The 16,078-nt window shown below is 45.4% G+C and carries 14 protein-coding genes; 4 read left to right on the top strand and 10 right to left on the bottom strand.

Annotation, left to right across the window (positions count from 1 at the left end; all coding sequences use genetic code 11):
* Window positions 1-83: 83 nt before the first annotated feature.
* The 6 genes from secF to DBX26_RS02795 all read right to left on the bottom strand — a co-directional run bounded on the left by secF (window position 84) and on the right by DBX26_RS02795 (window position 7,132).
* Window positions 84-1,031 carry a protein translocase subunit SecF gene (gene secF / locus DBX26_RS02820; protein WP_014230925.1) on the bottom strand — a complete coding sequence of 316 codons (948 nt, stop codon included), beginning with the start codon at window positions 1,029-1,031 and terminating at the stop codon, window positions 84-86.
* 14 nt (window positions 1,032-1,045) lie between these two features.
* Entirely contained in the window at window positions 1,046-2,902 is a 1,857-nt protein-coding gene (secD, locus tag DBX26_RS02815) for a protein translocase subunit SecD (protein WP_076633417.1), read from the bottom strand.
* 21 nt (window positions 2,903-2,923) lie between these two features.
* On the bottom strand, window positions 2,924-3,253 hold the full coding sequence (gene yajC, locus DBX26_RS02810) for a preprotein translocase subunit YajC (protein WP_005424903.1): 330 nt from the start codon (window positions 3,251-3,253) through the stop codon (window positions 2,924-2,926).
* A 165-nt stretch (window positions 3,254-3,418) separates the two neighbouring features.
* Window positions 3,419-4,552, bottom strand: coding sequence for a tRNA guanosine(34) transglycosylase Tgt (tgt, locus tag DBX26_RS02805; RefSeq protein ID WP_020333638.1), 1,134 nt, complete (start codon window positions 4,550-4,552; stop codon window positions 3,419-3,421).
* A gap of 146 nt (window positions 4,553-4,698) precedes the next feature.
* Window positions 4,699-5,751, bottom strand: coding sequence for a tRNA preQ1(34) S-adenosylmethionine ribosyltransferase-isomerase QueA (gene queA, locus DBX26_RS02800; RefSeq protein WP_014230922.1), 1,053 nt, complete (start codon window positions 5,749-5,751; stop codon window positions 4,699-4,701).
* A gap of 232 nt (window positions 5,752-5,983) precedes the next feature.
* The gene (locus DBX26_RS02795) at window positions 5,984-7,132 is read right to left on the bottom strand and encodes a trypsin-like serine protease (RefSeq protein ID WP_118117787.1); all 1,149 of its coding nucleotides are present in this window, start codon (window positions 7,130-7,132) and stop codon (window positions 5,984-5,986) included.
* A 316-nt stretch (window positions 7,133-7,448) separates the two neighbouring features.
* Between DBX26_RS02795 and DBX26_RS02790 the strand changes: the two genes are divergently transcribed.
* The gene (locus DBX26_RS02790; RefSeq protein ID WP_014230920.1) at window positions 7,449-7,907 is read left to right on the top strand and encodes a CBS domain-containing protein; all 459 of its coding nucleotides are present in this window, start codon (window positions 7,449-7,451) and stop codon (window positions 7,905-7,907) included.
* Window positions 7,908-8,057: 150 nt separating this feature from the next.
* Here DBX26_RS02790 and aceA read toward each other — a convergent pair whose 3' ends face one another.
* From aceA to DBX26_RS02775, 3 genes are all read right to left on the bottom strand, one after another.
* On the bottom strand, window positions 8,058-9,368 hold the full coding sequence (gene aceA, locus DBX26_RS02785; RefSeq protein WP_020333635.1) for an isocitrate lyase: 1,311 nt from the start codon (window positions 9,366-9,368) through the stop codon (window positions 8,058-8,060).
* A gap of 131 nt (window positions 9,369-9,499) precedes the next feature.
* Window positions 9,500-11,128, bottom strand: coding sequence for a malate synthase A (gene aceB, locus DBX26_RS02780; protein WP_162889659.1), 1,629 nt, complete (start codon window positions 11,126-11,128; stop codon window positions 9,500-9,502).
* 606 nt (window positions 11,129-11,734) lie between these two features.
* Window positions 11,735-12,640, bottom strand: coding sequence for a hydrogen peroxide-inducible genes activator (locus tag DBX26_RS02775; protein ID WP_014230917.1), 906 nt, complete (start codon window positions 12,638-12,640; stop codon window positions 11,735-11,737).
* Window positions 12,641-12,839: 199 nt separating this feature from the next.
* On the opposite strand from DBX26_RS02775, the gene DBX26_RS02770 reads away from it, so the two are divergent.
* From DBX26_RS02770 to ppk2, 3 genes are all read left to right on the top strand, one after another.
* Window positions 12,840-13,445 carry a peroxiredoxin C gene (locus DBX26_RS02770; protein WP_014230916.1) on the top strand — a complete coding sequence of 202 codons (606 nt, stop codon included), beginning with the start codon at window positions 12,840-12,842 and terminating at the stop codon, window positions 13,443-13,445.
* 269 nt (window positions 13,446-13,714) lie between these two features.
* Window positions 13,715-14,458 carry a copper homeostasis protein CutC gene (locus DBX26_RS02765; RefSeq protein WP_118117783.1) on the top strand — a complete coding sequence of 248 codons (744 nt, stop codon included), beginning with the start codon at window positions 13,715-13,717 and terminating at the stop codon, window positions 14,456-14,458.
* Between the two features lie 69 nt (window positions 14,459-14,527).
* Window positions 14,528-15,304: a polyphosphate kinase 2 gene (ppk2, locus tag DBX26_RS02760; protein WP_014230914.1), complete on the top strand. Its 777-nt coding sequence runs from the start codon at window positions 14,528-14,530 to the stop codon at window positions 15,302-15,304.
* Window positions 15,305-15,365: 61 nt separating this feature from the next.
* On the opposite strand, the gene phoU is transcribed toward ppk2, so the two are convergent.
* Entirely contained in the window at window positions 15,366-16,064 is a 699-nt protein-coding gene (gene phoU, locus DBX26_RS02755; RefSeq protein ID WP_118117781.1) for a phosphate signaling complex protein PhoU, read from the bottom strand.
* Window positions 16,065-16,078: the final 14 nt, after the last annotated feature.

Raw genomic sequence — 16,078 nt, 5'->3', positions numbered from 1 at the left:
AAGCTTCCCCAATAGTTTTTCCTTTAAGTATAAAAAAACCGCTGATTGCTCAGCGGTTTTTAAACTTCGATTCTTAATCTGCCTTATGGCATTTCGTCGAACTCTGCACCTTCTTTTTCTACTTGAGGTGGCATTAAGTGCTCTTTCTGGATGCCCAGTTTTAGCGCTAGTGCCGATGCAACGTAGATAGAAGAGTAAGTACCTACCGTGATACCAAGTAGCAATGCGGTTGCGAAACCGTGAATCATAGCGCCGCCCTGAACGAACAGTGCGATAACTACGAACAACGTAGTACCAGAAGTAATCAATGTACGGCTCAATGTTTGGGTGATGGAAGCGTCCATAATGTCAGCTGGTTCACCCTTACGCATTTTGCGGAAGTTCTCACGAATACGGTCAAATACAACAATGGTATCGTTGAGCGAGTAACCGACAACCGTTAGTAGTGCTGCAACGATAGTCAGGTCAACTTCGATTTGCATGAACGAGAACACACCAAGCGTAATAATGATATCGTGCGCCAGTGCCAATACTGCACCCGCCGCTAGACGCCATTCAAAACGCATTGATACGTAGATCAGAATACAGATCAGCGACACAAGTATTGCCAGACCACCAGCTTCTGTCAGCTCATCACCAACGTTTGGACCGACGAACTCAATTCGGCGCATCTCTACGCTTTCACCAGTACCATCTTTGATTGCACCAATGATTTGGTTACCCAGTGTTTCACCAGATACATCATCACGAGGACGAAGACGAACCATCACATCGCGTGCACTACCAAAGTTCTGTACTGTTGCGTCACCGAAACCTTGTGCATCCAAAGCCGTACGGATTTTTTCCAGATTAGCTGGCTTTTCAAAACCAACTTCAATCAGCGTACCGCCTGTGAAGTCCAGACCCCAGTTCAGCCATTTGGTTGACAACGTGAAGATAGAAGCAGCAATCATAAAGATTGAGAATACGAAGGCTACTTTCGACCAACGCATAAAGCCGATCGTCTTCTCTGCTTTTAGAATTTGAAACATATTAATTCCCAGCCTTAGATCGACAGTTTATCAACGCGTTTGCCACCATACAGTAGGTTCACGATACAACGTGTACCAATGATAGCGGTGAACATTGAAGTTAAGATACCGATGGATAGTGTTACCGCGAAACCTTTCACTGCACCTGTACCGACGGCAAACAATATGATTGCAGTTATAAGTGTCGTGATGTTCGCATCGGCAATGGTACTGAACGCGTTCGCGTAACCTTGGTGAATCGCTTGCTGCGGATTGCGGCCATCGCGAATCTCTTCCCGGATACGTTCAAAGATCAGCACGTTTGCATCGACAGCCATACCAACGGTTAATACGATACCGGCGATACCAGGTAAGGTCATGGTCGCACCTGGAATCATCGACATCACACCGATAATTAGGACTAAGTTCGCCATCAGTGCGATGTTGGCAATCAGACCAAAACCACGGTAGTAAAGCAGAGTAAATAGCATTACCGCTACCATACCCCAGATACATGCCTGAATACCCATATCGATGTTTTGCTGACCCATTGATGGACCAATGGTGCGCTCTTCAACGATAGAAATAGGTGCGATTAGAGCACCTGCACGCAGTAGTAGCGCAAGGTTGTGAGCTTCTGCCGCAGAGTCGATACCGGTAATACGGAAGTTACGGCCAAGCGCAGACTGAATCGTCGCCTGGTTGATGACTTCTTCGTGCTTAGTCAGGATCACTTTGCCTTCAGGCGTCTTACGGCCGCTGTCTTTGTACTCAGCAAACACGGTAGCCATCAGCTTACCGATGTTCTTTTTCGAGAACGCAGACATCTTGTTACCACCTTCGCTGTCTAGCGAGATGTTAACTTGAGGACGACCATATTCATCAACACTTGAGCTTGCATCCGTGATGCTTGAACCACCCAGGATAACGCGCTTTTTCAATACAACAGGACGACCATCGCGATCTTGTTTGATTTCGCTGCCAGCTGGCGCACGACCATTGGCTGCCGCTGATAAATCGGCTTTATCATCAACTTCGCGGAATTCCAGTGTTGCAGTCGCACCCAAGATTTCTTTCGCACGAGCGGTATCCTGAACACCAGGAAGCTCAACCACGATACGGCTTGCGCCTTGACGTTGAACAAGTGGCTCCGCAACACCGAGTTCGTTTACACGGTTACGTAGAATAGTAATGTTTTGTTCTACTGCGTAGTTACGAATCTCTTGTAGACGTTGCTCAGTGAAAGTAGCGACAAGTGCAAAACGACCATTAGAATCAGAATCGACAAAGTTCATGTCAGGGTGATTCTTTTCTAATGTACTTTTCGCTTCAGCCAATTGCTCTTCATTACGAAGTAGTACTTCAACTGATTCATTTCCTGAAGGGCGAATAGCACGGTAACGAATCTTGGCATCGCGAAGTTCGCTACGAAACGCTTCTTCTTGCTGACCAACCAGTTTTTCCATAGCGGCATCCATATCCACTTCCATTAAGAAGTGAACACCACCACGCAGGTCAAGACCCAGTTTCAGTGGAGACGCGCCAATCGCTTCTAACCAGTCTGGAGTAGAAGGAGCAAGGTTAAGTGCAACAATTTTGTCTTTGCCAAGCGCTTCGCTGATGACATCACGGGCACTAATCTGAGTATCAGTGTCGGTAAAACGGACAAGAATTGATCCATTCTCTAGAGCAATGGATTTATGAGAGAGTTGCTCTTTATCAAGAGCAGTAGTGACAGCATCCAGCGTTGACATATCTACAGAGGCGCCACGCGCCCCTGTAACTTGAATAGCCGGATCTTCACCGTAGATATTTGGAAGTGCATATAATGCAGCGGTAATGATGGCAAAAAACACCATCAAATACTTCCATAATGGGTAACGGTTTAGCACAGCGAGGACCCTTTAGCTGTTTTATAGAGACTTAAGCGTACCTTTAGGCAGCACTGCAGTTACGAAGTCTTTTTTGATTACAACTTCATTGTTTGCATTAAGCTCGATTGAAATGAAATCATTGTCTTCAGCAATCTTAGTAATTTTACCTACTAGACCACCGCTTGTTAGGACTTCGTCACCTTTGCCCATTGAAGACATTAGGTTCTTGTGTTCTTTTACACGCTTGCTTTGTGGGCGGTAAATCATGAAGTAAAAGATCACTGCGAACATGCCAAGCATGATTAGCATTTCAAAACCGCCGCCTGCTGGTGCGCCTTCTGCTGCTGCGTGAGCCTGAGAAATAAACATTAATACATCCTCATTATATTTTATTGATAATCCAACAAATTGGGCTTTCGCAGTTAAGATTCAAGTCTGAAAGTGACTAATAGAGATCACTCTCTCAAAAATAACGTGCGTTAGCCTACTTTATTAGCAAAAGCCTTTGGCGACATGCCAAAGGCTTTAATTCTTTTAAGCTTTGCTTAGTGGTGGAACTTCACGGTCACGACGAGCGTAAAACTCTTCAACGAACTCATCGAAACGATCTTCATCAATCGCCTTACGAATACTTTCCATCAAGCGCTGGTAGTAGCGCAGGTTGTGAATGGTATTCAGACGAGCACCCAGAATTTCATTACAACGCTCCAGATGGTGAAGATACGACTTGCTGTAGTTTTGACAAGTGTAACAGTCACAGTGCGGATCTAGCGGTGTTGTATCCGTTTTATGTTTCGCATTACGGATCTTGATCACACCACCAGTCACAAACAGGTGACCATTACGCGCGTTACGCGTTGGCATTACACAGTCAAACATGTCGATACCGCGGCGTACACCTTCTACTAAATCTTCTGGTTTGCCAACACCCATTAAGTAACGAGGTTTGTCTTCTGGCAATTGTGGGCAAGTATGCTCAAGAATACGGTGCATGTCTTCTTTCGGCTCACCAACGGCAAGACCACCAACCGCATAACCATCAAAACCGATTTCTGTTAAGCCTTTTACAGAAACATCGCGCAAATCTTCGTAAACACCGCCCTGAACAATACCGAACAGGTTATTCGGGTTTTCTAGCTTATCGAAATGGTCGCGTGAACGTTGAGCCCAACGAAGTGACATTTCCATCGATTTTTTCGCTTCGTCGTGTGTCGCTGGGTATGGCGTACACTCATCGAAGATCATCACGATATCAGAGCCCAGGTCTTTTTGGATTTCCATCGACTTTTCTGCGTCCATGAAAATTTTGTCACCGTTTACCGGGTTACGGAAATGCACACCTTGTTCAGTGATGGTACGCATTTTACCCAGACTGAATACCTGGAAACCGCCTGAATCAGTAAGAATAGGACCATGCCAGTTCATGAAATCATGCAGGTCACCGTGCATTTTCATTACTTCTTGACCAGGACGTAGCCATAAGTGGAATGTGTTACCTAGCAGAATTTCTGCGCCTGTACCTTTTACTTCTTCAGGCGTCATACCTTTAACGGTACCGTATGTACCTACTGGCATAAACGCTGGAGTTTGCACAGTGCCACGTTCGAAAGTCAATTGACCACGACGAGCAGTGCCGTTTTTCTTTTTAAGATCGAATTTTAATTTCACGATGCCTCCGGATGTCAGAGAAACAGTCTGACGATATTTTCGGGGTAATCCCCACTAAGGAGCGGTCGCCTTTCCTTGCGAGAGACAAAGCAGATGTTCTGCTTTATTTCCTAGCCTACTGCTAGCACTCGTAAATCTATTTTTAACTATGCAGTTTTCTTCTTGATGAACATTGAGTCACCGTATGAGAAAAAGCGATATTTATTTTCTACCGCATGCTTATAGGCATTCATGGTGTTGTCATAGCCTGCAAACGCACTCACCAACATGATCAAGGTTGATTCTGGTAGGTGGAAGTTAGTGATCAGACAATCCACCAGCTGGTATTCGTAACCTGGGTAGATAAAGATCTCGGTATCACCAAAGAACGGAACCAGTTCGGTACCCTTTTTCAGCGCATCTTGCGCCGCACTCTCTAGCGAGCGAACTGAAGTCGTACCCACTGCAATGATGCGACCGCCACGAGCCTTAGTTGCATGAATCGCATCCACCACTTCTTGTGGTACTTCTACATACTCGGCATGCATGTGGTGATCATTGATATTGTCGACTTTAACTGGCTGGAACGTACCTGCACCGACATGCAAGGTAACATACGCAAACTCGGCACCTTTTGCTTTGATTTTGTCTAAAAGCACATCATCAAAGTGTAGACCTGCAGTTGGCGCAGCTACTGCACCCGGCTTTTGGTTATAAACCGTTTGGTAGCGTTCTTTATCGGCGTCTTCATCTGGGCGGTCGATGTACGGTGGAAGCGGCATGTGGCCGATTTCTTCCAGAATCTCCAGAACCGTCTTATCAGAGTTAAACTTCAGCTCAAATAGTGCGTCGTGACGAGCCACCATTTCAGCAGCATATTCATCGTTCTCGCCAACAATAATGGTTGTGCCTGGCTTTGGTGACTTTGAGCAGCGAACATGCGCTAAGATGCTCTTTTCATCCAGCATACGCTCCACCAGCACCTCTAGCTTACCGCCAGACTCTTTACGGCCAAACATACGTGCAGGAATAACACGGGTATTATTGAAAACCACTAGGTCACCCGGTTGAACTTGATCCAACACATCGGTAAATGTGCCATCAACAATCTCACCAGTATTGCCGTCCATTTGTAGTAGTCGGCTGGCAGTACGCTCCGGCTGTGGGTAGCGAGCGATGAGTTCATCTGGAAGGTCGAAATGGAAATCTGATACTTGCATGTTACTTGTCTTATATATTGGTCAAATCACGTCTAATACGACGATAAAATTGCGACGAGTTTTTCGCAGCAGACTAGTATATGGTTAGATGCTGCAATAGCAAGTGAATCCCCAGAATATCGCTGTAAAAGCTGCCTTAAAGAGTGTAATAAACAGTGAAATTAGAAGGTATGCAGGCAATAAAAAAGCAGCGTTCATCGCTGCTTTTCTATTGAAGCTTGAAGAACAAGCTTTAGGTGTTTTGTTTTCTACGCCATGCTAGCAGCCCCAACAAGGATAAGAAGCCAAAGTTGAGACTACCACCGCCGTCACTCGTGTCTCTGAAGTTACAATTATTGGTCGCAATACCGTCGTTACAGTCATCGGTATTACCGTCTTCCATATCAGTAATAAACTCAGGTTCAATAATGTAACGGCTTGGTGGGCCATCAGCCGTAATGTATGACTGCACCCAGTCATAATACTGACTGACTTTGGTATAAAAGCTCGGAATAGTCAGTGAGCCACAGGTCGGCAAAATCAACGGCGCACCGCTCACAATGCCAATTTGTTTTCCAGTTGTAATATCCACAAGCGGACCGCCGCTATCCCCTTTACACGCCGAATTTCCATATTGAGTACGGCTCTCCTCTTCCAGAACGGTATTGAAAGTGGGCAGCGTACAGATTTTTGTAACGTTTTTGCGGGAGTTAATGGTCCCAGGGAAGCTGCTGCCAATTTCCAAACGTTCATAGCATTTATCCATTGGCAAAAAGCCAATCGCCGTCTTTTTCAATGTTATTGAAGCTTCATCTGCCATTGGCGTTGTCGCCCCCCAGCCAAAAACTTGCACATTGGCGGTTCGCTGATTGGTTTCATAGTTGTCGTTCCAATCGGCCGTAAGCCGAGCTTCTATGTCGACCATATCTTCTTTGGTCGCCAAGTTCGCAAAGGTGGCGTTGTTAACGGGACGAGTCAGATACAACAACGCAATATCGCTGTCTAATGCGGTCTGAATAGGTTTGGTGTCACCATCACTGTCTATTTCAGCTTTCGCTATACGAGTGTATTTGGGATGCACGACTACGTGAGAAACCGAGTAATAGTTATCGATACTGGTGTCGTTTAGATCATGGACCTTCGCGGTAACGGCGAGTTCTCCTGGCTGAGTAACGTAGTAGCTCGCTTCGTTGGCTCCCTCCCCCATCACCACGCAGTGCGCTGCAGTCAACACCCATTGCTCGGTTAACAGGGTGCCACCACAAATCGGAAACTCAGCCATATTGCTGGCGCGAATTGACACTCGATCAGCCGGATTGGTTTCCTCTTGCCCCAGAATAATGGCATGCGCCGATTGCACACTTAGTGCAGTAGCCACTATCGCTAATAGTTTTTTGTACATAGTCGTCTTCAATTTAGTAAGCCTGAGCTTATCTTCTTCGACAGACCTAACAGGGAACATCGGACAAATAAAAATGTGCGATTCAATTCATTGGATTACATTTTCCGCACATTCAATATCAGGTAGAAATGCAAACTCGGTCGCACAGAAATCAACCAACGGCAAGTGACAAAATTATAGATAATTCGTCCATTGCTTAGCCAAAATATGATGTTATTTCATCGTTCTATTTAATTGATAAAAAACGGGGTGGCTCTCAGATATACAGCAAAATATTCTCTATATTTAAGTAAGGACAATGCTGCTGGAGGTTTCTATGATCAAGGTTGAAGACATGATGACTCGCCACCCTCATACCCTGTCGAAAGCGCATACCTTGCGTGACGCAAAAGAGATGATGGAGGCGCTTGATATTCGACACATTCCGGTTGTTGATGCCAATACACATTTACAAGGCTTGGTAACTCAACGCGATATTCTTGCGGCTCAAGAATCTAGTTTACACCCGGATCAGGCTGAACAATCTTTTACCCTCGATACGCCTCTCGAAAAAATGATGCACACCAATATCATGACTGCTGAACCGCGTGCCGGTTTAAAAGAGAGTGCTATCTATATGCAAAAGCACAAAGTTGGCTGTTTACCTGTTGTGAATAAAGGGCAATTAGTCGGCATTATCACAGACAGTGATTTTGTGACCATTGCAATTAATTTGCTCGAACTTCAAGAAGAAGTTGAACCAGAAGAAATCGAGCCAGACGAAGAAACACAATAACACCTGCATTGTGTCTAAGTTGGTGGGGCTGAGAATCGATCCGCTCATAAATTAAAAAAAAGAGCGGCAATTAATGCCGCTCAATATGCCACTACTGGCGTCGTTTTGGGAAATCGAAATTTTGCCTAAGTAAGAAATTTGCCTAACTAATTAAAATTGGTCTTCTTCAGTCGAACCCGTTAGTGCCGTAACTGATGAGTTACCACCTTGGATCGTATTGGTCATTCTGTCGAAGTAACCTGTACCAACTTCTTGCTGGTGAGCTACGAAAGTGTAACCTTTTTCTGCAGCCTGGAACTCTGGGCGCTGTACTTTCTCAACGTAGTGACGCATACCTTCACCTTGAGCATAAGCATGTGCCAGTTCAAACATGTTGAACCACATGTTGTGAATGCCCGCTAGAGTAATGAACTGGTACTTGTAGCCCATGTCTGCAAGCTCTTGCTGGAATTTAGCAATTGTCTCTGCATCCAGGTTTTTCTCCCAGTTGAACGATGGCGAACAGTTGTAAGCTAGCAGCTGATCTGGGTACTCTGCGTGAATCGCTTCTGCAAATTTACGCGCTTCTTCCAGACAAGGTGTTGCTGTTTCACACCAGATCAAATCTGCGTATGGTGCGTAAGCAAGACCACGAGAGATTGCTTGGTCAATACCAGCACGTACACGGTAGAAACCTTCTTGAGTACGCTCACCTTCGATAAAGTCTTTATCGTATGGGTCGCAATCTGACGTTAGTAGGTCAGCTGCGTTCGCATCAGTACGAGCGATAACGAGTGTTGTTGTACCCGCTACGTCTGCAGCCAGACGAGCCGCAACCAGTTTTTGAACCGCTTCTTGAGTCGGAACCAGTACTTTACCGCCCATGTGACCACACTTCTTCACTGAAGCAAGTTGGTCTTCGAAGTGAACGCCCGCCGCACCTGCTTCAATCATAGATTTCATCAGTTCGTAAGCATTTAGTACACCACCAAAGCCCGCTTCAGCATCCGCTACGATAGGTAGGAAGTAATCGATACCACCTTCGTCTTCTGGAGACTTGCCGCCCGCCCACTGGATTTGGTCAGCACGACGGAAAGAGTTGTTGATACGCTTAACAACAGAAGGCACTGAATCTACTGGGTATAGCGATTGGTCTGGGTACATTGTCGATGCAGTGTTGTTATCTGCAGCAACCTGCCAGCCAGAAAGGTAAATCGCTTCGATACCTGCTTTTGCTTGTTGAACCGCTTGGCCGCCAGTTAGCGCGCCCAGACAGTTTACGTAGCCCTTTTTCGCGCTACCGTTGACCAGTGACCACAATTTGTCTGCACCACGCTGTGCAATTGTGTTTGCAGGAACCATAGAGCCACGAAGTTCAACAACTTCTTCAGCAGTGTAAGTACGTTTCACGTTTTTCCAGCGTGGATTCGTTGCCCAGTCTTTTTCTAGAGCTTCAATTTGTTGGCGGCGAGTTAATGTCATTGGTCTATCCCTCTTTATAATTTGCACTTTTTGTATGTGCGTTGAGTTCTCGTTCTCAGGCAGTACATCCTTATCTGCCGTCAAATTTCTTCACGTTATTGGTTTTGTATTGTTTTCTGGTATTCGTATTCTTAGTCCAAGTAGTCATAACCTGGAATGGTTAAGAAGTTCGTTAGCTCATCACTGGTTGTCAGCTTCGCCATCAATTGCGCAGCTTCCTCAAAGCGACCGGCTTGATAACGCTCTTCTCCGATTTCTTGTTTCACAACTTCTACTTCTTCTTTCAAGTAGGATTCGAACAGCTCTTTTGTAACTTGCTGGCCGTTATCCAGCGACTTACCATGTTGAATCCACTGCCAGATCGAAGCGCGAGAAATCTCTGCGGTAGCGGCATCTTCCATCAAGCCGTAGATTGGCACACAACCATTGCCTGAAATCCAAGCTTCGATGTACTGAAGCGCAACACGGATGTTATGACGCATGCCCTGTTCTGTACGCTCGCCTTCACAAGGCTCAAGCAATTCAGCAGCGGTAATAGGCGCGTCTTCAGAGCGGCTGACTTCCAGCTGATTTGAACGCTCGCCAAGGATATTGCTGAATACTTCCATTGCAGTATCTGCCAGGCCTGGGTGAGCAACCCAAGTTCCGTCGTGGCCATTGTTCGCTTCTAATGACTTATCGTTATGAATCTTATCCAGAACCTTCTGGTTCTCTTCCTGGTCTTTTGCAGGAATGAAAGCTGCCATACCGCCCATCGCAAACGCACCGCGTTTATGACAAGTACGTACCAGTAGTCGTGAGTAAGCATTTAGGAACGGCTTATCCATCGTCACAACCTGACGGTCTGGGAGTACGCGGTCTGGGTGGTTCTTTAATGTTTTGATGTAGCTGAAAATGTAATCCCAGCGGCCACAGTTCAGACCTACGATATGCTCTTTAAGCGAGAACAGAATCTCATCCATTTCAAACACAGCAGGCAGTGTCTCGATAAGCACCGTCGCTTTGATCGTTCCGGTTTCTAGACCAAAGTATTCTTCGGTGAAATGGAACACTTCACTCCACCACTTCGCTTCGTGGTGAGATTGCAGCTTAGGAATGTAGAAGTAAGGGCCGCTGCCTTTTTGCAGTAGCGCTTTGTAGTTGTTGTAGAAGTACAACGCGAAGTCAAACAGTGCGCCTGGAATGATCTGACCGTGCCACGTAACGTGTTTTTCTTTTAAATGAAGGCCGCGTACACGGCAGATCAACACCGCAGGGTCGTCTGCCAGCTGATAATGCTTACCGTTGCCAGGATTGGTGTAACTGATGGTGCCATTTACGGCATCACGCAGGTTCACCTGACCATCCAATACCTTGGTCCAAGCTGGAGACATCGAGTCTTCGAAGTCTGCCATAAATACTTTTACGTTCGCATTCAGAGCGTTAATCACCATTTTACGATCCGTTGGACCTGTGATTTCTACTCGGCGATCTTGCAGATCTTGCGGAATCCCTAAGATCTTCCAGCTTCCTTCGCGAATGTCTTGTGTTTCTGGCAAAAAGTCTGGCAGTTCACCCGCATCGATGCGTGCTTGTTTTTCTTCTCGAGCTTGCAGCAGTTGTTCTACACGTCCGGCATATTTTTCACAAAGCAGTGATAAGAAGGTTTGGGCCTCTGAAGGGAAAATTGCCTGATGTTCCGGAGCAAGTGCACCAGTAACCTCAAGCATGCCTTGGGTCTGCTTCGTTGGTTGTGTTTTTTGTTCTGTCTGAGCAAGCATAATCATTCATCCTTAACGTGCTTTATCAATCTTGGGCAGTCAGCGAAAAGCTACATTTGTAAGTTACGAACAACAAACTACATCCTGAATATTTGTGTTCATCTCTTGAGGCCGTGTCTAGAGATTGCGTAAAAAATAGTGCGTTTGCAATCTAGACATAAGTCTTACTGGCCGTTAATTAAGCTATATCAACAAAGGGTTTAGAGGAACCCCCAAGATAAACAAAAGTTGAAATTCGAAGTTTTATTCGGCGCGGATCAAACGGTTGATTTTTGATGGTATTTTGTAAGTTATTACGTAATTAAATTACATGATTTTTTTGATACAAATGTCACTTCAAACAGGTGTATGAATAGTTTGGTAGGGAGGAGATCCTTGTATTCACAAGGGTGGGCGCTAAGAATTCAAACAAAGATTAAACACTATGCATAAGTAGATGTGTAAAATTAACATTGTAAAATTTCACTATTTTATGAAATCTTCATCAAAGAAAAGCTGTAAAATTTTACAAGTCAAAGTTTACGAACAGAATAAAATGCTAAAAAGCACACCATTTACAGTGTGCTTTTGGAAGGATATCAGGACAGATTAGGCTAATACTAATAGCTAAAGCAGTTCAGAAACGACATCTGCAAGCTGATTAAAGGTGTTCGTACGTGACGAACTTGGACGCCAGACCAAACCAATTTCTCGATAGGCTTGTGTACCTGGAGGGTCGATAACCACTAAATTTTGGTTATGTAGCAGTCCGTGCTCAATGGCCATCTGAGGAATAAAAGTCGTCCCCAGACCGTTAGCCACCATTTGTACCAAGGTATGTAGACTTGTCGCCGTGAATGGATTGATTTTTTCTTTGTCCGTTAATTTACACGCAGAGACCGCATGTTCCGTGAGACAGTGTTCTTTCTCTAGAAGAAATACCGACTCATCTGGCAGATCCGCATAACGAATAGGTACCGGTACTGACGACGCTTGGCTTGCACTGATCACCATTCTGAATGGGTCTTTACCGACCACTCGGCTTTCCATTCCCTCAATTTCTACTGGTAACGCCAATATCAGCACATCCAACTCTCCATGCCTGAGGGCCTGTAACAAGTTGCTTGTCGTATCTTCTCTCAGTAACAGGTTGAGTTGTGGGAAACGATAATTAACTTCCTGAACCAGATCACTCAGCAAAAAGGGAGCAATGGTTGGGATGCAACCGACTTTTAGCTGCCCCTGCATATCATCGCCCTGGCACATCCGTCCTAGCTCAACTAAGTCCTGTCCTTTCGCCAACAGTTCACGACCGCGCTTCACGACCATTTCACCGGTTTGAGTGAAAACCAACGGGCTTTTTTTATCTTTCTTTTCATATAAAGGACAGCCAATCAAATCTTCTAGATTCTGAATGCCTTTACTCAGGGTAGACTGGCTGACAAAACAACGAACAGCCGCATCGCTAAAATGACGTGTTTCATGTAATGTCACCAGATAATACAGCTGCTTTAAACTAGGCCACTTATTCATAATTTTATTACTACCTACCACTACGGAAGTGATCAAGTTAAGAGTTTTGTGATTATCGCTTTTTTCGATTAACTCAATCTATTTAATTCGCTTTTTTCAATACTACAATCTGTACTATAGTTTGTCTCGATTTAATACGGACCAGGACGGCATAACTCTATTCGTCTTGGAACAAACCATACTTTTTAGGAGCAAAAAAATGGTACTAGTAGGTCGTCAAGCCCCTGATTTTACTGCTGCAGCTGTTCTAGGTAACGGTGAAATCGTTGATAACTTCAACTTTGCAGAATTCACTAAAGGTAAGAAAGCCGTTGTGTTCTTCTACCCACTAGATTTCACTTTCGTTTGCCCATCTGAGCTAATCGCATTCGACAACCGTCTAGCTGATTTCCAAGCTAAAGGCGTTGAAGTAATCGGCGTTTCTATCGATTCTCAGTTCTCTCACAACGCATGGCGTAACACTGCAATCGCAGATGGCGGTATCGGTCAAGTTAAGTACCCACTAGTTGCTGACGTTAAGCACGAAATCTGTAAAGCTTACGACGTTGAGCACCCAGAAGCAGGCGTTGCTTTCCGTGGTTCTTTCCTAATCGACGAAGAAGGTACTGTACGTCACCAAGTAGTTAACGACCTACCACTAGGCCGTAACATCGACGAAATGCTACGTATGGTTGACGCTCTTAACTTCCACCAGAAGCACGGCGAAGTATGTCCTGCACAGTGGGAAGAAGGTAAAGCAGGTATGGACGCATCTCCAAAAGGTGTTGCAGCGTTCCTATCTGAGTACGCTGGTGACCTAGCGTAATCAACTAGACCTCACCCAAGCTCAACGGGTGAAATGGTTGGATATATATAAAGCAAAAGCTATAGCGGAAAACCGCAAACGCCAATCAGTCTAAGTAAAGTCTTATAAAAGCCCAGGGCATCTGCTCTGGGCTTTCTTTTTTCACTTTATAAACACAAACGAGGTAATACCCTAGCGCTAACTTTACCTCTATTTCCCGAAGCGACCGTACAGATTCTCGCTCTTGTCCTTGTTACTATTTATCGAGAACATGCATTTGAGAAAACCACATGATTACTCAATTAGAAGTCTGTATCGACAACATTGAATCTCTTCACCATGCCATTTCTGGCGGTGCTACGCGTATTGAACTCTGCTCCTCACTTGCTTTAGGCGGACTAACCCCGAGTTGCGGTTTTATGCAGCAAGCAGCAAAGCTTTCCACGGTTCCCGTCTACGCCATGATTCGCCCGCGTCAGGGAGACTTTCTCTATAACCAACAAGAAATCGAAATGATGCGTTGGGATATCGAAGCGGCATACCAGGCAGGCTTAAACGGGGTGGTTCTCGGCGTACTGACTCAAGACGGTGATATTCATATTCAGTATGCGACAGCTTTGTGTGAATTTGCGCGGGCACTGGGACTAGGCGTTACATTCCACCGAGCTTTTGATCAGTGCCGTAACGCAGAGCAAGCTCTGGAGGATGTCATAAGCTTAGGTTGTGAGCGTATATTGACATCTGGGCTGGCACCATCAGCGCCTGCAGGCAGCGAAGTGATTAAATCATTAGTACGACAAGCGAATGGACGTATTCATATCATGGCGGGCGCTGGCATTAATGCTGATAACGTACGCGCTTTAGTAGAGAGGACTCTCGTACAAGAAGTGCACCTTTCAGGCAAGAGTACACGCCCAAGTGAGATGAACTTTATCGCCGATCAGAGCAAAATGGGCGCATCCGATGTTGATGACTTTACGATTCCTGTTACCAGTGTAGGCGCCATTGCCAGCGTGGTCTCAGCTCTCAAATAAAAGCCTAGATACTCCACCACCCGCAATTGAATGCTAACATATTGATAATCAAGGATTGAGGAATGAATTATGTCTAAGCTGAAAAACAAGGAATACGAAAAAGAGCTCAAAAAGCTGCAAATCGAACTGGTTAAGCTTCAGGAATGGGTGAAACACAAAGGATTAAAAGTCGTTGTCCTGTTCGAAGGTCGAGATGCAGCGGGAAAAGGTGGAGTCATCAAGCGAATTACCGAGAAGCTCAACCCGCGTGTATGTCGCGTCGTCGCTCTGCCTGCTCCAACAGAGAAAGAAAAAACACAGTGGTATTTTCAACGTTATGTCACGCATTTGCCTTGCGCCGGGGAGATCGTCTTATTTGACCGCAGTTGGTATAACCGCGCTGGCGTTGAAAAAGTAATGGGCTTTTGCTCTGCGGATGAATACGAAGAATTCCTGCGTTCCTGTCCTGAGTTTGAGCGTATGCTGCAGCGCTCAGGCATCATCTTGATCAAATATTGGTTCTCCGTATCAGATGAAGAGCAGGAGAAGCGATTCCTTGGGCGTATTAACACGCCGATAAAACGCTGGAAGTTCAGCCCGATGGATTTAGAATCCCGCCACCGCTGGGCCGAATACTCAGAAGCGAAAGATAAGATGTTTGCCTATACCGACACCAAAAACTGTCCTTGGTGGGTTGTGCCGTCGGATTCTAAAAAGAAAGCTCGGCTAAATTGCATCAGCCATCTTTTGAGTCAGATCGATTACAAATCACTTGAATATCCACCTGTTGAGCTTCCAGAGCTCAACAAAGAAGGTTACGTCAGAGCGCCAATCGACGATCAAACCTTTGTGCCAGATAAGTATTAGTCTTTCAGTTAAGATAAAAAAGACCAGCGCTATGCTGGTCTTTTTGTTGATTCGATTTCATTTACTTCAAAACATCATCAATGCTCTGATCACCAAGGTGTCTCACATCTTTACCTTTTACGAAGTAGATGATGTATTCACAGATGTTCTGACAGCGGTCTCCCACTCGCTCGATAGCTCGTGCTGACCACATCACCTGCAGAATATGTGGGATGTTTTTTGGATCTTCCATCATATAAGTCATTAACTGACGGATTACCGCTTCATATTCCGCATCGAGTTTATCATCCTGCTTGTGTACTTCGGCTGCCGCTTCCACATCCATACGTGCAAACGCATCAAGTACCTGATGCAGCATTTGAATCGCCTGACGGCAAAGTGGCTCTAACGACACCTGGAACTGGCGTTCTTTAGATGAAGGGCTTTCTATCGCGACATAAGCAATGCGCGTTGCTACATCCCCAATGCGCTCTAAATCGGTGATCGTTTTGATGATGGCCATGATTAAGCGCAAGTCTTTCGCTGTCGGCTGACGTTTGGCGATAATACGAGTACACGCATCATCGATAGACACTTCCATCGCATTCACTTTGTGGTCATCACGCACAACCTTTCGCGCAAGCTCGATATCTTCTTTATTTAAGGCTTGAACAGCATACGACAGCTGCTGCTCAACCAAACCACCCATAGTTAAAACATGAGTACGAATCGATTCTAGCTCTACGTTAAATTGTCCTGAAATATGACGTCCAAAGTGCATAATTGTCCTTCTGT

Origin of the sequence: Vibrio sp. dhg (genome assembly GCF_003443775.1) — a bacterium.
GTDB lineage: Bacteria > Pseudomonadota > Gammaproteobacteria > Enterobacterales > Vibrionaceae > Vibrio > Vibrio natriegens.
Note: the sequence above shows the minus strand (reverse complement) of the source record. Positions and strands in the feature narration are given on the sequence as shown.